We start from the raw sequence: 22121 nt of genomic DNA on the forward strand, positions 1-22121 counted from the left end.
TTGGATAGCTAAACTGAGTTTTTAATATTTTTAAGCTAAAATACTTTTTCTTTTTTGTCAGTAGAGTCGGGAGTAACGATGAAATTCTTAACGCTGTTAAGCAATGCAGCAATGGTGGTTGCATTAGCCGGTTGCAGTAATGATCAACACAATAATGTGTTAGCTGAGAACGCCCTGACGGTGACCGGTAGCGTTATTTACCGTGACAGAATGGCGCTGCCAGACAACGCCCAGATTACCGTATTGTTGGCGGATGTTTCTTTGGCTGATGCGCCCGCTAAAGTTATTTCAACGGTAACTTTCCCGAGTAAAGGAAAACAGGTTCCGTTTATGTTTACACTGCCCTATAACGTTGAGCAGGTCAATGCGGCTCAACGGATTGCGCTATCGGCTTCTATTTCTATTGATGACAAGCTGCTGTATACCACAACCACCATGAATGAAGTTCTGACTAATGCTCAACCAGCTCAGATGGATCTGGTATTGGAACGCGTCAGCAACTGAGACAAATCTCTGGCATCGCTATGATGGCGGTGTCAGCCAGCCATAAATTTTGAAGTTAATTCTATCTGATGGGGTAAATAGTACGCCATCGGCAAGTAATGCCTGTTTTTGTCGGATATAGTCCGGACCGGTGAGTGAAATTTTACCCTGCGCATTGACCACTCTGAACCAGGGCAGTTTACTTCCTGCCGGTAATCGGCTTAATACAATACCGACCTGACGCGCAGCGCCCGCGGCTCCGGCGAGTCGAGCGATGGTGCCATAGGTTGTCACTTTACCTGCAGGTATGGAGGCAACAACCGTATAGATTCGGGTTGGGAGTGATGGCTCATGATTATCCATCTGTTCAGTATTATTCATTATTTGATGGCTGAAAGTTTGGATCGGCGCCCCCATTTTGCCATAAATGGCGAAATTGAGTAAGAAAACATCGCTTGGAGGATGGAGTCTTGCAATTACCCTATTCATACCGGATAATGCCTGCGCTTCAGTAGAACGAAGCCATCAATGGGGGCTCTGTTGGTTCTCCCGCAACACTAACTTGTGAACTCGGTCAGGTCCGGAAGGAAGCAGCCGCAGCAGGCGTCGTGTGTGCCGGGATGTAGCTGGCAGGGCCCCCACCCAATTCTGGGGCTCTGTTAATCTCTTCTTTTAGATCATCTTGCTATTAAACAATCTGAAGCTTGGCTAACTCAGTGATAAGAATTCAAGGCGATATTATTCTAAGCGTGATTAATTATTATCTTACATTTAAATTAACATGCTGATTTTAAAGTGTTTAATGATTTTTTGTTTTTTTACAATAATAGGTTCTGGTATCTGAGCCATACAAAAAGTATCCATTACTGTCAGCTTTACGGATTTCATAGCTATTATAATCGCCTAATTTATAGGATGAACGAGATAAGATCCGTTTTTCCAATTCTGGCGGTAAATTATCATCAGCGTTTTTAATGATTTGTGTGGCGCTAATTAAAAAGGTTTTGCGGTCAACAGTGGACGTGGTTCCATTGATGATTCTATCGATGTTAAATTCTTCTCCATTAGAAATAGCTTGTCCTTTCAAAGTGAAATAACCGGTACCATCACCATTTCGATTGGATATATATAACCGAGATTTGATTGAAAGATTGACCTTAGGCGGATAGAGAGCCAGCTCAGAAGTGGTATTGGTTTCACACATGATAGGGTCAGAGAAAGACCTATCTATAAAATATGCCGTACCAACTCCCATTATAGTTGCCGTAGCACAGGCGATAATCAATTTGGTTTTAAAGTTCATCATGATTTTTTTCAATGACATAGAGTGACTTACAGTTATGAGCATTAGTACTCTTCATTTCATCAGGGCAAAAAATAATGGATTTTCCCGGATTGGGTAATTTAGTGATGTAATATATTTTTCCTTTACTTCTAGCATCACAAGAATATGTCAGTTTATTCACATCGTTGATAATATACTTCATTGAAATACTACCTGGAGAGGAATATATTTCACAGTTTTTCATGATTCCACGAAAAGTAAAGTTATCACTATAATCATTACTGCGGTAAATGGATAATGATAGCCAGAGAGCGACGAAATAGATAATAAGCATAACCATGCTGATAATCAGTAAGGTTTTAATTTTTTTCGGGTCATGCCTTCTTTTTCTTTCCATTTTGAGATCATCTGACGCTTCTGTTGCCATTTTATACTGACTGGCGGACGTATCCTCAGGCTTGAGAGCGTTTGGATCAGAATATGCCTGTATATAAACACTTTGGCTTAGCTGTACCCCCTCACGAGGTATTGTGGTCAGCATGTCTTTTGGCAGACCTAAATCTGACAAAATACGCCGTAGCATATAGATATGTTGATGGAAGGTATTTGATGTGATCGGAAGATCTTTACTCAGCCAGACTTCCTGGAAAAAAAACTCCTTAGGAATGAGATTATGATTACTGTTTAGCAGGATCGATAAACATTGGTTGCCTGGATTGGTTAGTGGAGCAGGGCTATCTGGTTCATCAAGTCGATAAAGAATTGCTTTATTTTTATCATAAATAACACAATTATTTATTAATAGTAGATCGCCCATTGGGGGTGTATATCTCCTGAATTTACTTCAATTTAATCAATGAATTACAATGATTTCTCATAACTCTATGACGATAAACCGTTAAGAATATGATGATGTCTGTGTTTTCTGTTTCATATTAACAGTCATTGATAATGTTACAAAAATAAAATCGCTGATACATAAGAGCACTGATAAAGGCTGATTAACAAAGCTGTGTATAGAGTAGTTTATATATAGTTTGATTAGTATAACTTTTCTTTGAAAAATAATCCTCATGCAAAGAGCGGTTTTTTGACATTAATAAACCGCCATCTCGTGGGTGTATACCGTTACTCGATCTTTTCCTGTTGCTTTAGAATGATATAATGCTTTATCAGCATGAATAATAGTTTGGTTTATATCAAATTTGTTGTTCATTTCAGCGATACCAATGCTGATAGTAAAGTAAATTTTTTCCCCACTGGGAAGAGCTACCGATAGATAGCGCACTTTAGTGCATAACTTTTCCAGAATGTTTTTGGCCAGAATATGGTCACAATCATGAAGTAAAATGGCGAACTCTTCTCCACCATATCGGCAAAATAAGTCATTTTTCCTGAAAAATAGGCTTAACAGCTGGCTAAATTTTATTAATACTTCATCTCCACTCGCGTGGCCAAATTTGTCATTGATCTGTTTAAAATTATCGATGTCAATAATAGCTAAAGATGAATGGTTAAAATACTCAGGGGAAGAGTGTTTGATTGTTTCCAGAAATGCTCTTCTATTTGAAATGCTGGTCAGATAGTCTGTGGTTGATTTTAACTTTAACTGATGAATTAATTGTTGATTTTTATTTTCCAGTAAGTGCTTTTCAATTTGAATATTCTTCAGTTTAATCAAGGAGCTAATTATGGCATCCAGTTCAAAGCTAAAACGATGCTGGTTCTCTTTAAGATTAATATTTAAGTCGTTATTAGAGAGTTGGAGAATAGCTTTCTGAATGAGTGAGAATGCATCACTTAACTTGAATATCATCATGATAATAGGCAGTATGGAAAAAAGAAAAAATATAATCAGAAAGCACACCATAGTATATATTTTTATTTTTGAGGTGTTTATTTGATTGTTTGCTATATCCGTGGCTTGTTTTAGTAATAATTGACTTAATAATGAAATATGCTGTTTGTTTTGTAAGTAAAATACATTGATTTGCTGAATGTTAATGTCATTGTACTTCATGCTAACCAACTCTTTATAGATGGTTTTATTTGCTTTCTCACTGTTATTGTTAAAGATTTCATTTACTAAATCATTGATTTTCTCAATTTCATTACTATTGTTTAAATAGAATTTTTGTATAGTAATTAGCCGGTCTTTAATTTCATCAATACCTCCAAGTAGCTTGATAGCCTTAATTTTGGAGTCGGTATCAGTATTATTCGATTTGCAAATATCAATTAATTGGTCAATCAGTTCTGTGAAAGAGGAATAGAGTCGGTTGGTTAACCTGATGCCCTGAACGGATATCATAAACTCAATTGAACTATTAGGGATACGAATCATCTTATGTTCAATAATCGTTGAAAGTCGATTAAATGAATAACTGCTGGATATAGAGTCATTTTTTCTTATTATATTTGATAAACGTTTGATTTCCAGTGCGGTATATTTATCCTGAAGAAAATGGCTTGATTTAGATTGTTTCTCAGAGAACGCGATTAGATTTTTCAGAGCAATATTAGCAGGGTTGTAATTGATTGGATCTGGATTATTATAAAGTTTTGATATATGAGATATCTGATGCTCATCGTAAATTTTTTCACTGGCAACAAGCAGCAGTTGAAGATACTCAATTCTATTTTGTTCTGCGATATTTAGTTGAAGTCTGGACCAATTATCTTGAATTGTCGAAATTGAAAGAATACTCAAAGATAAAATAATAAATAAGATAATAAGGGCAAAAAAGCTTCGAATCTTCATCATTAAGGTTCCATATAAAATTCACAACCTCAATGTCATGGCAATATCACCGTTGCATTCTAACATATTTTATCTGCTCTTCAATTTGCCATTGAATATAGTGATGTATCGGTTATGCAAGTAATAATGGAAAGTGTTGATAAATAATATTACCATTCGTCTATTTTTGGTTTTTTATTCTGTATTTATGTGAAATGGCATTGGATTGATTTGATGCTGAGGAGTGAAATAAATTTTTCTATAGTATAAAACGGGTTAGATGAGGAGTGTTTAATATTTATCCTATCAGGATAGGGGAGATTCTTATTGAGCCTAATATTAACGGTACATTTAGTACCGTTAATATTGTTGCGACTCTATAGTTATCCGTTATCAGGCACTGCCAATAAATAGTCCTGTCGCAAATACCAGTAGTCCACCAACCACGACTTGGAATGCCGCTTGAAGTAATGGTGTGTCCATATAACGATTACGGATCCAGGAAATTGCTGCCAACTCAAACATCACCACAATGCCTGAGACAATCATGGCAGTCCAAAAGTCGCTAATCAGGAAGGGCAGGGTATGCCCCAAGCCACCTAGCGTTGTCATAACGCCACAGGAGGCCCCCCGCAGCCAAGGATTGCCCCGACCAGTTAATGAGCCATTGTCTGATACGGCTTCGGCGAATGCCATGGAAATACCGGCTCCAATGGAGGCTGCCATACCAACCAGAAAAGCCTGCCAACTATCTTTAGTGGCTAACGCGGCAGCAAATACTGGCGCTAAAGTCGAAACAGAGCCATCCATCAAGCCCGCAAGGGAAGGTTGGACTATCTGTAAGACAAACAGGCGATGGGCGGATTTTTTTTCTTTATCTTTCTCCGCCGGAGTCAGTAATTGTGATTCGAGCTGTTCGGCGCGTATTTGATGTCGATGCTCTTCTGCTGACAGGTCATCTAATAACTGGCGAATCTGCGCATCGGTGGTTTTTTGAGCCGCTCGCTCATAGAAACGCTGGGTTTCTATTTCCATAATTTCAGATTGCTTACGAACCTTTTCGATCCCCAGTGGCCGACTCAGCCAGATAGGTTTGCGCTCTACAAATCCTTTCACGTCCTGACGACGAATCAGTGGAATATGATTGCCAAATTTTTCTTGATATAGCTTTAGCAGGCGATGACGGTGTCCATTCTCTTCCTTAGACATGATGTCAAAAACTTTAGCTGAATTGGGGTAGGTTTCACGCAGGCCTTCGGCAAACTCTATATATATTCGGTGATCTTCTTCTTCCAGTGAAATGGCAAGGGCCAGAATTTCTTGTTCAGACAGTTCGGAGAAGTCTTTCATTATCCCTCCGGAAGGGTGGATATCTTCGGTTAGATAGAATATTAAACCCTTAATTGTATGTTGTAAAAGAATCAGGGCCGCATTATGCGGCCCTGAGAGGAAAGTTAAATGGTGATTAACTTATGATTCGTGTTTCACTTCGTGTGCATGTTCAATGTCTTCTCCGCGCTTACTGAAGCGACGACGAACCACAACAAAGAACACTGGTACAAAGAAGATGGCCAAGATGGTTGCACTAATCATACCACCCAGAACCCCGGTACCTACCGCGTTCTGAGAGCCGGAACCGGCACCACTGCTGATTGCCAGTGGCAATACGCCTAGCATAAAGGCAAGTGAAGTCATCAGGATTGGACGTAAACGCATACGTACCGATTCTAACGTAGCCTCAATCAGACCTTTACCTTCTTTGTCCATCAGATCCTTGGCGAATTCTACGATTAGTATTGCGTTTTTCGCCGACAGACCTACGGTGGTTAACAAGCCTACAATGAAGTAAACGTCGTTCTCCATACCGCGCATCGTTGTGGTAACCAATGCACCAATAACACCAAGTGGAACAACCAGCATAACCGAGAACGGAATTGACCAGCTTTCATACAGAGCAGCCAGACACAGGAATACCACAATCAGGGAGATGGCATAAAGTGACGGTGCCTGGTTACCAGACAAACGTTCCTGATAGGACATACCGGTCCAGTCATAGCCAATGCCCGTCGGTAGCTTAGCGGCCAGCTCTTCCATCAAGTTCATTGCGTCACCGCTACTTTTCCCTGGCGCTGCCTGACCTAGGATTTCCATCGAAGGTAGACCGTTATAACGCTCCAAACGTGGGGAACCAAATTCCCAATGGGCGGTAGAGAAAGCGGACATAGGAACCATTTGGTTATTGGCGCCGCGAACAAACCAGTTATTGATATCTTCCGGCATCATACGGAATGGTGCATCAGCCTGTACGTAAACTTTCTTCACACGACCACGGTCGATGAAGTCGTTGACGTAAGAGCCACCAAGCGCCGTTGATAGCGTCTGGTTGATATCACTGATAGCAACACCTAATGCTTGGGCTTTCTCATGATCAATCGTTAGTTTGAACTGAGGTGTATCTTCCAGACCGTTAGGGCGTACGCCAACCAGCATATCAGGATGTTCAGCAATCATTCCGAGCAATTGGTTACGGGCTTCCGTCAATTTCTCATGGCCTAAACCAGCTTGGTCAATGAGCTCAAAGTCAAAGCCTGAAGCACTACCCAGTTCAACGATTGCCGGCAGGTTAAAGGCAAAGACCAGACCGTCTTTAATTTGTGAGAATGCCTGACTCGCACGTCCCACAATGGCTGGCACTTTATTCTCTTCACCAGAGCGCTGTCCCCAGTCTTTCAGACTGATAAACGCCAGACCGGTATTCTGACCTTGTCCACTGAAGCCGAATCCACCTACGGTAAACACAGAAACCACATTATCTTTCTCTTTGGTCGTAAAGTAGTTACTGACTTCATCGAGAACTTTCTGGGTTCTTTCCTGAGTGGCACCTTGTGGCATTTGTACTGCGGTGAGGAATACCCCCTGATCTTCTTCTGGCAGGAATGAAGACGGCAGACGAATAAACAGTAATGCCATGCCAACAACCAGCACCAGATAAATCAGAATATAACGACCAGTACTGCCTAAGATATTGGCAACGCTGTTGGTATAGTGGTGGGTGTTTTTTTCAAACATCTGGTTAAACCAACCAAAGAAACCAGTCTGAATGCCGTGGTCACCTTTTGGTACTGGCTTCAAAATCGTAGCACACAGGGCAGGGGTCAGAACCATTGCTACCAACACCGACAATACCATGGCGGAAACGATAGTAATGGAGAACTGACGATAGATAGCCCCGGTTGAACCACCGAAGAAAGCCATTGGTACAAATACAGCGGATAGCACCAGCGCAATACCCACCAGTGCACCCTGAATTTGCCCCATTGATTTACGCGTAGCTTCTTTTGGTGGCAAACCTTCTTCCACCATGATCCGCTCAACGTTTTCTACTACCACGATGGCATCATCAACCAGCAAACCGATGGCGAGCACCATGGCGAACATCGTCAGGGTATTTATCGAGTAACCAAAGGCCGACAGGATAGCAAAGGTACCTAACAATACGACAGGAACAGCCATTGTTGGAATCAAGGTGGCGCGCAGGTTTTGCAGGAACAGATACATAACCAGGAAAACCAGCATGATCGCTTCCAGCAACGTTTTCACTACTTCGCCAATTGAAATTTTAACAAAGGGTGTTGTGTCATAAGGGTAAACAATTTTTAGACCCGCTGGGAAGAATTTCTCCAGATTGGCTAACTCTGTTTTTACCCCTTTTGCTGTGTCTAGTGCGTTAGCACCGGTAGCCAGTTTAATACCTAAACCGGAAGCAGGTTTACCGTTAAAGCGGGCAACAATGTTATAGCTTTCACCACCCAGTTCAATGGTGGCGACATCTTTCAGGCGTACCTGTGAACCATCGGGATTGATTTTCAGTAAAATCTCACCAAATTGTTCAGGCGTCTGTAGACGAGTTTGTACAATGATCGACGAGTTTAACTGCTGACCTTTTACCGGTGGTGTACCACCTAATTGGCCCGCAGCAATCTGGTTGTTCTGGATTCTAATTGCATTATTTACGTCAATTGGTGTTAACGCATAATTGTTTAACTTATTAGGATCCAACCAAACGCGCATGGCATATTGTGAACCGAACAGTTGAACGTCACCTACGCCAGAACTACGGCTAATTGGGTCCTTAATGTTAGAACCTACATAGTCCGCGATATCGTCCTGATTCATTGAACCATCTTCAGAAATAAAACCGGCAACCATTAAGAAGCTGCTGGTAGCTTTCTGCACCCGGATCCCCATCTGCTGTACTTCTTGTGGCAGAAGAGGCGTTGCCAATTGCAGTTTGTTTTGCACTTGGACCTGGGCGATATCCGGATCGGCGCTTGAATCAAACGTTAGGGTAATTGATGCGTTACCCGCCGAGTCACTGGTGGAAGACATATACATCAGTTTATCGATACCGTTCATGTTCTGTTCGATAACCTGAGTTACGCTGTCTTGCACCGTTTTTGCATCCGCACCTGGGTAAGATGCAGAGATAGATACTGCCGGTGGTGCAATCGTTGGATATTGCGATACCGGTAGTTCTACAATTGCCAAGGCACCTGCCATCATAATAATGATGGAGATAACCCAGGCAAATATGGGGCGATCAATAAAAAATTTAGCCATCTGCTATACTCAATCTCGTTTATGATTTCGCCGCTGGTGCTGCTGAGTTAGATGCGTCATCTTTAGATTTTTCTACATACTCTTTAGCATTAACTGGTGTGCCCGGTCTGACTTTCTGTAAACCAGTAACAATCACGCGATCGCCCGGCTTCAGACCTTCAGTAACCAGCCAGTCACTGCCAATTGACTGATTTGTGACAATAATGCGAGCTTCAACTTTATTGTCTGTATCAACAACCAGCGTAGTGGCTTCACCGCGTTGGTTACGCGTAATCCCTTGTTGAGGAACCAGCATCGCGTCAGGTTTAATGCCTTGCTCAACGCGAGCACGGACAAACATACCTGGCAGCAGCTCGTTATTCGGGTTAGGGAAAACGGCACGCAGAGTAATAGAACCGGTCGTTTCATCAACGGTGACATCTTCAAACTCTAATGTACCTTTTTGTTGATATTCCATACCGTTGTTGAGCAGCAGGGTGACAGCAGCCTTGCTCTCTTTCTTTAGTGAACCATTAGCTAACTGTTGCTTTAGGCTTAAGTAATCATTACTGGACTGAGTAACATCAACGTAGATCGGATCAAGCTGTTGTACTGTCGCCAGTGCAGTTGCTTGATTCGCGTTAACCAGTGCGCCTTCAGTGACGTTAGATTTACCAATTCGACCGCTGATAGGCGATTGAACTTTGGTGTATTCAAGATTAATCCGCGCAGTTTCTACTGCGGCTTTTGCCGCCTGAACCCCGGCATTGGCCTGACCGGCATTGGCGACAGCTGTATCGTAATCCTGACGGCTGATAAAGTTAGTACCAAGCAGTGGCTTATAACGTTTTACCGTCAGGTTCATGATATTGGCACTAGCCTGTGCTTTTGACAGCTCAGCTACTGCACTATCATAAGTTGCCTGATAGGTTGCCGGGTCGATCTGATACAGCGATTGATTGGCATCAATCATGCCGCCTTCAACAAACTGGCGTTTAAGTACAATCCCGCTTACCTGTGGACGAACTTCCGCAATGCGAAAAGCTGAGGTCCTTCCCGGGAGCTCTGTAGTGATATTGACTGGTTGTGTCTTAACTGTTACAACTTCAACTTCTGGAGCTGCTCGTTGGGCACCTTCATTGGATTTATTATCGCATCCTACGAGTACTAAACCGCTTGAAAGCATTAGCACCGCTGCCAGAGGCATAACCCCTCTGTTTCTACTCATAGATCAACCTCAAGTTTTCAATATCAGTTACCGTCATTGATAATACTTTGGTAACTACACAGTTTTTTCAAAATGTTAGCGTGCTATAATACAAACATTCATGTATGTATGTAAGCCATTACAAGACGCACCGCACATAAAGCATAAAATTATGGGTCGTAAAACTAAACAAGCATCCCTGGAAACTCGACAGCAAATTCTCGATGCTGCAATGCAAGAATTTGCCCGTAGGGGAGTATCCAGCACATCACTCAATGATATAGCCCTGGCAGCAGGTGTTACCCGGGGTGCTATATACTGGCACTTTAAAAATAAAGTCGATATTTTCAATGCAATGTGGACCCAAGTAGAGTCTAGCATTGATGACGTTGAGCTGCGATACAGAAATCAATTCCCGTCCGAGCCGCTGTCAGCCTTACGTCAGACGATGATCTATGTTCTCCAAACCACGGTTACCGACCCGCGTCGCAGAACTTTGCTAGGGATACTATTTCACAAATGTGAGTTTGTCGGAGATTTAGTCTCATTACAACAAATTCATCAATCTTTATACCTTGAGAATTATGAGCGAATCGAAAAGATATTGCGCTTATGCATCGAATATAAGCAATTGGATAAAGATTTAGATATCCGTCTTGCTGCGATTACGTTACGGGCATATATTTGTGGCTTGATAGAAAACTGGCTTTTTATGCCAGAGGCTTATCCGTTAGAGACAGATGCCACCCGTTTGGTTGACGCTTTTATTGAACTGCTAAAGTATGGTTTGATGATGCGTAAAACGTGTCAGGTTCAGTCAGTGGAAGTCAGTCAAACAATAGGAAATTAGAGATGCAAAAAGTATTGGTTATTGCAAATGGTGCTCCCTACGGCAGTGAATTACTGTTTAACGCCTTACGGTTATCGATTGCTATCAGAGAGCAATCTGCGGATTGCGAGCTGAAGGTTTTTTTGATGTCCGACGCGGTGAGCGCTGGAATTCGTGGGCATAAACCTCATGAAGGCTATAACCTACAGCAAATGTTGGAAATTCTGACGGCCCAGAACGTAGTGGTCAAACTTTGTAAGACCTGCACTGATGGCAGAGGAATCAGCACGCTTCCTTTAATTGACGGCGTTGAGATAGGAACGCTGGTTGAGTTGGCACAGTGGACTTTGGCGGCGGATAAAGTTCTGACTTTCTGATTAGTTAACCTACATCACAATCGCAGGGACTGCTGATGAAGAATGTATCAAGAGTTGGTAAATCGATAGTTAGCACCTTAATACATATGCTGATTGTGTTGTTAGTTGTGTTACCGCTGTGCAGTCAGATATTGGCGTTTTTTTGTCTGCTTCTTTTCGATTCCAGCAGCTGGTTTAGCCGTGATCTAACCTTTCACTCCAATCTTATGGTCAGCCGTGAAGGGTTATTAACTCTGACGCTGTGGTTTTGTTTAGCCGTTTTCTGTTTTGGCATGCTGATGATGGGAAATCTGTATGGTAAATATGCCGCATTACCCACCAACCAACGACTGCGCTATATCCCTTTCTTGATATTGATTGTTTACACTGTGGGTATTGGAGCCGTGATATTTTTTGCCTCGGGGGATAAGATTTTGGGGCATCAGCAGAGCGACTTTGTTTTTGTTGCGTTGATGCCTTTCTTTTGGATCGAAGCCTTTTTACGCCAACCTTATTGGCTACCGCTGATGGCTTTTCTAACCTACAGCCTGTTTACCGTTGGCGTATTTTCGGGGAGCCGACGGCAACAGGAGCCGAGATAGTTTATTGCTGGGGATTATCCAATGCATCGACTTTCTTAATAAAATCTCGTTCTACAATCTTCAACGCGGTTAATACTGTGCGTGGATCGATTTCGCTGGTCTCCAACAGGTAAATTAAATCAACCGCCAATGTGATTTCTACCGGTTCTTGTTCTTGTGCCATGATGAATACCTTAGTGGAATAATGTTGAATAGGGCATATTACCTGATTTATTGAATAACGGTCACTTCTTGATAGCGATAATTGGCACCATGTAGAGGACGAATCAATACGGTGTAGTCAGGTTGAGCTCAATCATTTTACGTAATTTGGAAATATACCGATCCAGCGTACGGCTATTGGCCAGATGATCGACGTCCGAAATGGAGGCAAACAGCGTATCTCGGTTGACGACCTGATTTTTAGGTGGTGTTCCGTCATGATTGATGAATGACTTTTTGAGTCGTTTGTTAAATGCATAAACATATAACTTATATAACTGAACGTTGTTTTTGCCTTGGTTACATGCCAGTTTCCCGACGTTCTATTTGTTTCTCTATTCTTTTTAGTGCCTGTCGACAGCGCATTAAACGGCCTTCCAGCGCTGCCAGCTCTTTCTGTATTTGTTGTTGAGCCGTGAGGGTGGTTTGTTGAATCAACTGATGTTCTTTGTCGCGTAGCATTTCTTGTAACCGACGCTCGTAGTCCTGATGCTGGGCTAACGTCTGGTAAATATCGCTGCTGGATTTCACCACCGTGGTATTTTGCTCACGGATTTTGAGCGTCGCTAATTCACGCTGTAGGGCGGTAATTTGCGCCACAATCCGTTCAGCTAAAAACGCCACCTGCTGCTGGCGTTGATTTTCTACTTCCTGTTTAAGTTGAATGAGATTTTTTTCTACTTCAGTCAGGTAATGACTCAGGCGAGAGTCACGCTGATTAAACAGCTGGCTGTCAAATCGCGGTTGCATAGCTGCGGTCGCAGGTGTGTTCGCTATGCTTTCCGCCAACTGTTGCACCTGCTGTTGTAAAACCTGTAATAAAGCGCCAGTGTTCATGGGCGTTCCTGATAAAGTAAAATTCTCAACGGAAAATCATTCCGGCGCTATTTGCCAGTGCATCTTATAACAGGCGGAGTTCGAATAGAAACGACAACGTCCGTTTTGCGGTGTGACTACCATTAAATGATTATCGTTATTAGCCACACAGGACTTTTTTTGATTACACTAACCAATAAGCTTTAACGGTGTGCGCTGCTATGTATAGATTATTACTTCTGGCTTTGGGATGGTTAGCGATGGCATTAGCCTGTCTGGGGGCGGTATTGCCCATTTTGCCGACGACGCCGTTTCTGCTGTTGGCTGCCTGGTGTTTTGCCCGTTCATCGCCGCGTTTTCATGATTGGCTGCTATATCGTTCATGGTTTGGTCCTTATTTGCGTCATTGGCAAACCTATCGTGGTTTACCACCAGGCGCGAAAAGCAAAGCCATTATTATGATTATTCTGACTTTTTCCCTATCGCTCTGGTTGGTGTCACTGCTGTGGGTGAGGGTTTTGTTGCTGGTCATTTTGTTGATTTTACTTATCTTTATGTTACGTTTGCCGGTTATTGATCCGCAGCAACAAAAGAAACAGTAATTCACTTATAGTGACAACTAGCGGTTGCATTTCTGGCGGGCTTTGCATAGATTTGAGCGTTTTTCGCTGGTGGCGTCGCGTTATTGCGTAAAGGAATAAACGTCAGGCATCTGCGTCTTGGAATAGACCCGTTGTTTAATCAGGTACACATTATGACTAATACAGAACAGCAGCTACAGTTAATTAAAGATAGTATCATTACTATCCCAGACTACCCGAAAGCGGGCATTCTTTTTCGTGATATCACGACATTACTGGAAAACCCGGCTGCTTTTTCTGCTTCTATCCAGTTGATGGTAGAGCGCTATAAGAATCAGGGTATAACCAAAGTTGTTGGTACCGAAGCGCGCGGTTTTCTGTTTGGCGCCCCGGTTGCGCTGGCTTTAGGGATTGGCTTTGTGCCAGTACGTAAGAAAGGTAAATTACCACGGGAAACCTTACAGGAAACCTACGATCTGGAATACGGTACTGACATATTAGAAATTCATACTGACAGTATTAACCAGAATGATAAGGTTTTGGTTATTGATGATCTATTGGCAACTGGCGGGACTATCGAAGCAACGGCAAAACTGATTCGCCGTCTAGGTGGAAATGTGGCTGATGCTGCTTTTGTCATTGAATTGCCAGAGCTTGGGGGGCGTGCACGTTTGGCTTCTCAGAATATTGAATGTTATAGCCTTGTCTCGTTTGACGGTCATTAATCCAGAACAAACATCGTCGCGAACCATTGGCTGTGATAAGATGCCTCCACTTTTTTAACCGACTTTTCTGGTACCAATGAGCTATCAAGTTCTGGCCCGTAAGTGGCGCCCACAAAGCTTTGCAGACGTTGTCGGTCAGGAACATGTTCTGACCGCCATCTCTAATGGTCTGTCTTTGGGACGGATCCATCACGCTTACCTGTTTTCCGGAACCCGAGGCGTCGGTAAAACCTCGATAGCCCGATTATTGGCTAAAGGTTTAAACTGCGAAACCGGCATTACGGCTACCCCCTGCGGTAAGTGCGGCAACTGTCTCGAAATCGAGGCCGGGCGCTTTGTCGATCTTTTAGAGATTGACGCCGCATCACGTACGAAAGTAGAAGATACCCGTGAACTGCTGGATAACGTGCAATATGCACCGGCTCGCGGTCGCTTTAAAGTTTATCTTATCGATGAAGTGCACATGCTCTCCCGCCACAGTTTTAATGCATTGCTTAAAACGTTGGAAGAGCCGCCGGAACATGTGAAGTTTTTGCTGGCGACCACCGATCCACAGAAGCTGCCGGTGACTATTCTGTCGCGCTGTTTGCAATTCCATCTGAAAGCGCTGGATGTCGATCAGATTAAAGGCCAGTTGGAAAAGATTCTGCTGGCTGAACAGATTCAGTCTGAACCTCGGGCTTTACAATTACTGGCTCGTGCCGCTGAAGGCAGCATGCGCGACGCCCTAAGCTTGACCGATCAGGCGATAGCAATGGGTGATGGGGTTGTTGCTACAGACTCCGTCAGTATGATGCTGGGAACTTTGGATGACGAACATGCGCTGGCCTTGGTTGAGGCATTAACCCACGCCAATGGTGAAGCGTTAATGTCGCTGGTGAGTCAGGTTGCCGCCAAGGGCGTTGACTGGGAAACCTTGCTGGTGGAAATGTTGGCGTTGTTGCATCAGGTGGCGATGGTTCAACTGTTACCGACGGCACTGGATCCATTACAGCATAATGAACAGCGTATGCGTGATTTGGCCAGACAGATGTCGCCGCAGGACTTACAGCTTTATTATCAAACGCTGTTAGTTGGTCGTAAAGAATTAACCTATGCGCCGGATCGGCGTATGGGCGTAGAAATGGCTTTGCTGCGGGCGCTGGCTTTTCATCCCAAAATGGTGGTGAATACGCCAGAGCCCACTCCGCAGCCAACCTGCACACAACCTGCCTTATCAGCACCTGCAGGGGTTAGACCTGCTGCACCGGTTCAACAACAGCAAGCAGTTTCTGAGCCTCAGCCAACGGTAGTGCCCCCGCTTAGTCAGCAAAGTGCTAAAGCTGCTGATGAAGATATGACTCAGGGTTTGTCACAATCTACGGCTCAGATGTTACAGGCGCGCAATCAGTTGCGGCGTCAACAGGGGACATCCGACGCAAAAAAGAGTGATCCGGCGACGCCATCAAAAGTGAAGCCGGTATCTTCGGTGTTGGAGCGTTTAGCTTCAGCAACCGAAAAGAGTGCGGGATCGCGGCCAGCGAAAGCGCCTCAAGCCCCGGCTAAGAAAGAGAGCTATCGTTGGAAAGCCCAGAACGATTTTGAAGCGGTGAGTGAACCCGTTGCTACGCCGAAGGCGCTACGTTCAGCGTTGGAGCATGAAAAAACGCCGGAGCTTTCAGCTAAGTTGGCGGAAGAGTCTTTAAGCCGAGACACCTGGGCGGCGGAGATTAGTCAACTGCCGTTGCCTAAGCTGGTTCAGCAGTTGGCATTGAACGCTTTTAAACAACAATTGTCAGATAATGAAGTTTGTTTACATTTGCGTCCGTCTCAGCGCCATTTAAACTCGGAATCAGCGCAGAAAGTGTTAACTGATGCCATGAGTGAACATGCCGGGCAGCCGATTACGCTTACCGTCGTTGAAGATGAAGATCTATCGGTGAAAACGCCGTTAGAGTGGCGTCAGGCTATTTACGAAGAGAAGCTGGCGCAGGCCAGAGAATCGATAACTTCGGACAACAATATTCAAACGCTTTGCCGTTACTTTGAGGCCGAGCTGGATGAAGATAGTATTAGACCCGTATAAGCGATTACCGTTATTCCTTGATGAATGACGGTAATGATAACATTTTATTCTATAGCAAAGAGAGAGATAACCATGTTTGGTAAAGGTGGAATTGGTAACCTAATGAAGCAAGCTCAGCAGATGCAGGAAAAAATGCAGCAGATGCAGGAAGAGATTGCAAAAATGGAAGTGACTGGTGAATCCGGTGCTGGAATGGTTAAAGTCACGGTTAACGGTGCACATAACTGCCGTCGAGTTGAAATCGATCCTAGCCTGATGGAAGACGATAAAGAGATGTTGGAAGACCTGATTGCTGCGGCCTTTAATGATGCAGCTCGCCGCGTTGAAGAAACTCAGAAAGAGAAAATGGCTCAGGTTTCTGGCGGTATGCAGTTACCTCCTGGCTTTAAGATGCCGTTCTAATGCAAACCAGTCCTCTGCTTGAATCTCTGATGGAAGCGCTGCGCTGTTTACCCGGTGTCGGGCCAAAGTCAGCACAGCGTATGGCATTTCAACTGCTACAGCGCGATCGCAGTGGTGGGATGCGTTTAGCGCAGTCGCTAACTCGGGCAATGTCTGAAATTGGTCATTGCCGAGACTGCCGAACGTTTACCGAAGAAGAAGTGTGCACTATCTGTAGTAACCAACGACGTCAGAGCAGCGGTCAGATTTGTGTGGTCGAAAGCCCGGCTGATATCCATGCGATTGAGCAAACCGGGCAATTTGCCGGTAGATATTTCGTTCTGATGGGGCATTTGTCTCCGTTGGATGGCATTGGCCCTAACGATATCGGTTTGGATCGTCTGGAAGAGCGCTTGGCATCAGAAAAGATGAATGAAGTGATTCTGGCTACCAACCCCACGGTAGAAGGGGATGCCACCGCCAACTTTATTGCTGAAATGTGCGCCATGTACGGCGTGATGGCCAGCCGTATCGCCCACGGTGTTCCCGTCGGTGGCGAACTGGAGATGGTGGATGGCACGACGTTGTCTCACTCTTTGGCTGGTCGCCATCAGATAAAGTTTTAAGTCAGTCAAGAAAACTCCATGAGTGAGTTTTCTTTTTTGCCCTTTTTATTAAGTGCTTGAATTCAGCCGACAACTGAGTGAGGGAACACGTCCAGCATTCATGCTGGACGTGGCGCTCGCCCTAGTGCCTCTGCTCGGCCATGTGCGTTAACGTTGATTTATTCTCTGCATTGATAGTGGACGAAACTTTCCCCGTCATTAAACTTAACTGACTAACATTACATTAATATTCTCGCCATTTTTCATCGCTAAAAATCAGGTTTTCGCCGATTTTCAATACTTATTAGGTTTTTTTCGCTCATCTGAATTTTTATAGACTTGAAAAGCTTCAGGTTAATCCCCATCTGTTAACCATTCAGTCTTTGTGCGCTGCACACCCTAAACTGCCTACATGAAATCAAGATATTGAGGTAAGCAATGAGTATGAAAGGTCAAGAAACCAGAGGATTCCAATCAGAAGTTAAACAGCTTTTGCATTTGATGATCCATTCTCTCTATTCCAACAAAGAAATCTTTTTGCGTGAGCTAATATCTAACGCCTCCGATGCGGCAGATAAGCTGCGTTTTCGCGCATTATCTAATTCTGATTTATATCAGGGTGACGGTGAACTCGGCGTTCGCGTGTCAATCGACAAAGAAAAACGTACTCTGACCCTGAGTGATAACGGCATTGGTATGACCCGTGATGAAGTGATTGATAATCTGGGGACCATTGCTAAATCAGGCACCAAAGCTTTCCTTGAGTCGATGGGTAGCGATCAGGCTAAAGATAGCCAGTTGATCGGCCAATTTGGCGTTGGTTTTTATTCAGCCTTCATTGTGGCGGATAAAGTCAGCGTACGCACCCGCGCAGCAGGTGCCGCAGAAGATGAAGCGGTATTCTGGGAATCAGCCGGTGAAGGTGAATACACCATTGCTGATATCAGCAAACCACAACGTGGTACTGAAATTACCCTGCATCTGCGTGAAGGTGAAGATGAATTTTTGGATGACTGGCGCGTTCGGTCGGTCATTGGTAAATACTCCGATCATATTGCTTTACCGGTAGAAATTCAGGTTAAAGAAGAGAAAGAGGGTGAAGAGCCGCAGCTGCGTTGGGAAAAAATCAACAAGGCTCAGGCGCTTTGGACGCGTAATAAGTCAGAAATTGCGGATGAAGAATATAACGAATTCTATAAGCACGTTTCTCATGACTTCAGCGATCCTTTGGCGTGGAGCCATAACCGAGTAGAAGGTAAGCAAGAATATACCAGCCTGCTATATATTCCTTCACAGGCGCCATGGGATCTGTGGAACCGTGACCATAAACACGGCCTGAAGCTGTATGTGCAGCGCGTATTTATTATGGATGATGCAGAACAGTTCATGCCAAACTATCTGCGTTTCGTACGTGGGTTGATTGATTCCAACGATCTGCCATTGAACGTATCTCGTGAAATCCTACAGGATAATCGTATTACCCAAAGTTTGCGTAATGCCTGTACTAAACGAGTATTACAGATGCTGGAAAAACTGGCTAAAAACGATGCTGATAAATACCAGCAGTTTTGGCAACAGTTCGGTCTGGTGTTAAAAGAAGGCCCGGCAGAAGATGGTGCTAACATTGAAACCATCGCTAGCTTGCTGCGTTTTGCATCAACCCATAACGAGAGTGATGCTCAGACGGTTTCTCTGGCGGACTATATCAGCCGCTTGCAGGAAGGACAGGACAAGATTTACTACATTACGGCTGATAGCTATGCTGCAGCGAAGAACAGTCCTCATCTGGAACTGTTCCGTAAGAAAGGTATTGAGGTTCTGCTGCTGTCCGATCGCATTGATGAGTGGATGATGAGTTATCTGACTGAGTTTGACGGTAAGTCATTCCAGTCGGTTAGCAAAGCTGATGAAGCGCTGGATAAGCTGGCTGATGCAGAAAGTGAAGAGCAAAAGCAGGCAGAGAAAGAGCTGGAGCCTTTTGTTGAGCGCACCAAGGCTTTCCTGGGCGAGCGCGTAAAAGAAGTACGTTTGACTCATCGTCTGACGGATACGCCTGCGGTAGTGACGACTGACACTGATGAAATGACTACGCAAATGGCGAAGTTGTTTGCCGCTGCTGGCCAGAAAGCGCCGGAAGTGAAGTATATTTTTGAGTTGAATCCTGATCACGCATTAGTGAAGCGTGCTGCCGATGTTAGCGATGATGCAACATTTGGTGAATGGATTGAACTGCTGCTGGATCAGGCTCTATTGGCGGAAAAAGGCAGTTTGGACGATCCAAACAGCTTTATTCGTCGGATGAACCAGCTACTGTTAAAATAACACCGATATACAGTCTGAATGAGCCGACTAGCCATGTCGGCTCATTTATTTCAGATTCCTTAATTGATTGAACCCGCGCTCAAACACCTTATTGATAGATGAATAGCAATTAATTTCAAACTGTTAGGTCGATTTTTTATGAGTGGTGTTACTGAGGCTATCGTTATCTACCCCTTGAGCATCATGGCGTAGGGTGATAAGGTTCGTTGGTTTTCCATCAATTTAATATAAAAGCTAAATTTCTAGGGGATTTACGCGATGCGTATCATTCTGCTTGGCGCTCCCGGCGCCGGTAAAGGCACTCAAGCTCAATTCATCATGGAGAAGTACGGTATACCGCAAATCTCTACCGGAGACATGCTGCGTGCAGCAGTAAAAGCGGGCTCTGAACTGGGTAAGCAAGCAAAGGAACTTATGGACGCCGGTAAATTGGTGACCGATGAATTGGTTATCGCTTTGGTGAAAGAACGTATCACTCAGCCGGATTGTGGTAACGGATTCTTACTCGATGGTTTCCCACGTACCATTCCACAGGCCGATGCAATGAAAGATGCCGGTATTCAGGTGGATTACGTGCTCGAGTTTGATGTTCCCGATGAGATTATTGTTGAACGTATCGTTGGTCGTCGAGTGCATGCTGCATCTGGCCGCGTGTATCACATTAAATTCAACCCACCAAAGGTTGAAGGTAAAGATGATGTGACCGGCGAAGAGTTAACTATTCGTAAAGACGATCAGGAAGACACGGTTCGTAAGCGTCTGGTTGAATACCATGCGTTAACCAAGCCTCTGGTTGATTATTACAGCGCAGAAGCGAAAAGCGGCAATACCAAGTACTTCAAACTGAACGGTACTCGTAAAGTATCTGAAGTCAGTGATGAATTAGCTAAAATTCTTGGCTAAACGAGCGGTACTATAATTTGCTAAACAAGGCGACCTTAGGGTCGCCTTGATTGTTTCTGGATAACCCTTTTTTATCAGCCGTATATAACTTGTTGATTGTTAATGCCATAAAAAATTGACTCAAAAAGGGTATATAAGCTACTGGGGTCAATAAAATGATTAACAACAGTAGCATAGTGGGTTATTGTTCTAGTTAACCGCCGTATAGGCGGCTTAGAAAGCTCATCATCAACCTTAGCCCTGCGCCCATCAGTTAACCGCCGCATAGGTGGCTTAGAAGCTATAGTTGCTGAATATCAAGAGTATGGCCTTTTGAACCGCTGTATAGGTGGCTTGAAAACAAGGTTAGACGCTGTCTGCAATAGGCCATGTAGGCAGCTTCCTCTTCTACTGATAAGATAGCGCCAATTGTTTTTAATACCCTGCACAGGCAGTTAGAAAACCATGTCTCAACTTAAAACCGGAATCCTGCTCGTTAACTTAGGTACTCCTGATGCGCCGACGGCGAAGGCGGTTAAGCGTTATCTTGCCCAGTTTTTACACGATCGCCGGGTGGTGGATACCAATCGATTTATTTGGTGTCCGTTGCTGCACTGGATTATCTTGCCGAGCCGCTCACCAAAAGTGGCTAAGCTGTATCAGGAAGTGTGGACTGACGAGGGGTCTCCTTTGTTGGTTTATAGCCGTAAGCAGCAACAGGCTTTGGCTGCGCGCTTACCGGATACACCGGTGGAATTGGCCATGACCTATGGTTCACCATCGGTTAATCAGGCGTTAGAACGTTTACAGCGCCAGAATGTGCAGCGTTTGGTGGTATTACCGATGTACCCCCAATACTCTTGTTCGACAACGGGGGCAGCCTGGGATGCGATTTCCGCCGAGTTTAAAAAACGCCGTGATTTACCAGAAGTGGTTTTTATCCGTGATTACGCGCAACATCCTCAATATATTGCTGCGCTAGCCCAGTCAATTAAGGATTCTTTCGTGCAGCATGGTCAGCCGGATCTGTTACTGTTTTCCTATCACGGTATTCCGCAGCGCTATGCGAATGAAGGGGATGATTACCCACTGCGCTGTGAGGCAACCACACAGGCGGTTGTGGCTGCGTTAGGATTAAGTGAATCTCAGTATAAAATGACTTACCAGTCGCGCTTTGGTCGTGAAGCGTGGCTACAGCCTTATACCGATGAAACGTTGAAGGCATTACCTGCTCAGGGCGTGAAGCGAGTACAGGTGATTTGTCCGGGATTTTCCGCTGATTGTCTGGAAACCATCGAAGAAATTGATAAGCAAAACCGTGAGTTCTTTATGGCGCAGGGCGGTGAATCTTATCGTTATATTCCGGCGTTAAATGATAGTCCGGCTCATATTGATTTACTGCAGGCGTTGGTCACGGGAAAATAAATAAACGTCAGGCCCGT

The 22121-nt window shown here is 44.2% G+C and carries 22 protein-coding genes and 1 other RNA gene; 13 read left to right on the forward strand and 10 right to left on the reverse strand.

The features are described from left to right. The first annotated feature begins 78 nt into the window (after positions 1–78). Positions 79–504 carry a YbaY family lipoprotein gene (locus EL341_RS05290; protein ID WP_074820755.1) on the forward strand — a complete coding sequence of 142 codons (426 nt, stop codon included), beginning with the start codon at positions 79–81 and terminating at the stop codon, positions 502–504. Between the two features lie 18 nt (positions 505–522). On the opposite strand, the gene EL341_RS05295 is transcribed toward EL341_RS05290, so the two are convergent. Continuing rightward, positions 523–846, reverse strand: a complete 324-nt coding sequence (locus EL341_RS05295; RefSeq protein WP_047782547.1) for an MGMT family protein — start codon at positions 844–846, stop codon at positions 523–525. 175 nt (positions 847–1021) lie between these two features. Here EL341_RS05295 and ffs point away from each other — a divergent pair. Further along, an RNA gene (gene ffs / locus EL341_RS05300) (signal recognition particle sRNA small type) lies at positions 1022–1118 on the forward strand. Positions 1119–1282: 164 nt separating this feature from the next. Here ffs and EL341_RS05305 read toward each other — a convergent pair. The 6 genes from EL341_RS05305 to EL341_RS05330 form a co-directional block, all read right to left on the reverse strand. Beyond that, positions 1283–1789: a hypothetical protein gene (locus EL341_RS05305; protein ID WP_074820757.1), complete on the reverse strand. Its 507-nt coding sequence runs from the start codon at positions 1787–1789 to the stop codon at positions 1283–1285. Next, entirely contained in the window at positions 1776–2585 is an 810-nt protein-coding gene (locus tag EL341_RS05310) for a winged helix-turn-helix domain-containing protein (protein WP_126467195.1), read from the reverse strand. Before EL341_RS05310 ends, EL341_RS05305 begins: the two co-directional genes overlap by 14 nt. Before the next feature lie 279 nt (positions 2586–2864). After that, positions 2865–4532 (reverse strand): GGDEF domain-containing protein, encoded by a 1668-nt coding sequence (locus EL341_RS05315; RefSeq protein WP_126467197.1) that lies wholly within the window; start codon positions 4530–4532, stop codon positions 2865–2867. Between the two features lie 369 nt (positions 4533–4901). Continuing rightward, positions 4902–5858, reverse strand: a complete 957-nt coding sequence (gene mbfA / locus EL341_RS05320) for an iron exporter MbfA (protein ID WP_047780441.1) — start codon at positions 5856–5858, stop codon at positions 4902–4904. Positions 5859–5978: 120 nt separating this feature from the next. Next, positions 5979–9128: an efflux RND transporter permease subunit gene (locus tag EL341_RS05325; protein WP_047780442.1), complete on the reverse strand. Its 3150-nt coding sequence runs from the start codon at positions 9126–9128 to the stop codon at positions 5979–5981. A 19-nt stretch (positions 9129–9147) separates the two neighbouring features. After that, complete coding sequence (locus tag EL341_RS05330; protein WP_126467199.1) at positions 9148–10335, reverse strand: efflux RND transporter periplasmic adaptor subunit; 1188 nt, start codon at positions 10333–10335, stop codon at positions 9148–9150. 151 nt (positions 10336–10486) lie between these two features. On the opposite strand from EL341_RS05330, the gene acrR reads away from it, so the two are divergent. The 3 genes from acrR to EL341_RS05345 are packed head-to-tail and all read left to right on the forward strand — an operon-like array spanning position 10487 to position 12101. Continuing rightward, complete coding sequence (gene acrR, locus EL341_RS05335; protein WP_074820769.1) at positions 10487–11164, forward strand: multidrug efflux transporter transcriptional repressor AcrR; 678 nt, start codon at positions 10487–10489, stop codon at positions 11162–11164. Positions 11165–11166: 2 nt separating this feature from the next. Next, entirely contained in the window at positions 11167–11520 is a 354-nt protein-coding gene (locus tag EL341_RS05340; RefSeq protein ID WP_047780445.1) for a DsrE/DsrF/TusD sulfur relay family protein, read from the forward strand. Between the two features lie 35 nt (positions 11521–11555). Beyond that, the gene (locus EL341_RS05345; protein WP_126467201.1) at positions 11556–12101 is read left to right on the forward strand and encodes a hypothetical protein; all 546 of its coding nucleotides are present in this window, start codon (positions 11556–11558) and stop codon (positions 12099–12101) included. Position 12102: 1 nt separating this feature from the next. Here the strand turns inward: EL341_RS05345 and EL341_RS05350 are convergent, their stop codons facing one another. The 3 genes from EL341_RS05350 to priC all read right to left on the reverse strand — a co-directional run bounded on the left by EL341_RS05350 (position 12103) and on the right by priC (position 13139). Then, positions 12103–12264: a DUF2496 domain-containing protein gene (locus EL341_RS05350; RefSeq protein WP_047780447.1), complete on the reverse strand. Its 162-nt coding sequence runs from the start codon at positions 12262–12264 to the stop codon at positions 12103–12105. A gap of 103 nt (positions 12265–12367) precedes the next feature. Then, on the reverse strand, positions 12368–12613 hold the full coding sequence (locus tag EL341_RS17780; RefSeq protein WP_367889027.1) for a winged helix-turn-helix domain-containing protein: 246 nt from the start codon (positions 12611–12613) through the stop codon (positions 12368–12370). Next, positions 12603–13139, reverse strand: coding sequence for a primosomal replication protein PriC (priC, locus tag EL341_RS05360; protein ID WP_047780448.1), 537 nt, complete (start codon positions 13137–13139; stop codon positions 12603–12605). The genes EL341_RS17780 and priC overlap by 11 nt, the downstream gene beginning before the upstream one ends. A gap of 200 nt (positions 13140–13339) precedes the next feature. Between priC and EL341_RS05365 the strand changes: the two genes are divergently transcribed. The 8 genes from EL341_RS05365 (at position 13340) to hemH (ending at position 22104) form a co-directional block, all read left to right on the forward strand. Further along, positions 13340–13720: a DUF454 family protein gene (locus EL341_RS05365; RefSeq protein ID WP_074820776.1), complete on the forward strand. Its 381-nt coding sequence runs from the start codon at positions 13340–13342 to the stop codon at positions 13718–13720. 152 nt (positions 13721–13872) lie between these two features. Next, on the forward strand, positions 13873–14424 hold the full coding sequence (gene apt, locus EL341_RS05370; protein WP_047780450.1) for an adenine phosphoribosyltransferase: 552 nt from the start codon (positions 13873–13875) through the stop codon (positions 14422–14424). Between the two features lie 76 nt (positions 14425–14500). Next, complete coding sequence (gene dnaX, locus EL341_RS05375; protein WP_126467203.1) at positions 14501–16489, forward strand: DNA polymerase III subunit gamma/tau; 1989 nt, start codon at positions 14501–14503, stop codon at positions 16487–16489. Positions 16490–16561: 72 nt separating this feature from the next. Next, complete coding sequence (locus EL341_RS05380) at positions 16562–16891, forward strand: YbaB/EbfC family nucleoid-associated protein (protein ID WP_047780452.1); 330 nt, start codon at positions 16562–16564, stop codon at positions 16889–16891. Next, on the forward strand, positions 16891–17496 hold the full coding sequence (gene recR, locus EL341_RS05385; RefSeq protein ID WP_047780453.1) for a recombination mediator RecR: 606 nt from the start codon (positions 16891–16893) through the stop codon (positions 17494–17496). The genes EL341_RS05380 and recR overlap by 1 nt, the downstream gene beginning before the upstream one ends. A gap of 423 nt (positions 17497–17919) precedes the next feature. Continuing rightward, positions 17920–19797 carry a molecular chaperone HtpG gene (gene htpG, locus EL341_RS05390; RefSeq protein WP_074821486.1) on the forward strand — a complete coding sequence of 626 codons (1878 nt, stop codon included), beginning with the start codon at positions 17920–17922 and terminating at the stop codon, positions 19795–19797. A 258-nt stretch (positions 19798–20055) separates the two neighbouring features. Continuing rightward, a complete protein-coding gene (gene adk / locus EL341_RS05395) occupies positions 20056–20700 on the forward strand; it encodes an adenylate kinase (RefSeq protein WP_047780454.1) in 645 nt (214 codons plus the stop codon). 444 nt (positions 20701–21144) lie between these two features. Continuing rightward, positions 21145–22104: a ferrochelatase gene (gene hemH, locus EL341_RS05400; protein WP_126467207.1), complete on the forward strand. Its 960-nt coding sequence runs from the start codon at positions 21145–21147 to the stop codon at positions 22102–22104. The last annotated feature ends 17 nt before the right edge of the window (positions 22105–22121 follow it).

The organism is Pragia fontium (genome assembly GCF_900638655.1).
Classification (GTDB): domain Bacteria; phylum Pseudomonadota; class Gammaproteobacteria; order Enterobacterales; family Enterobacteriaceae; genus Pragia; species Pragia fontium.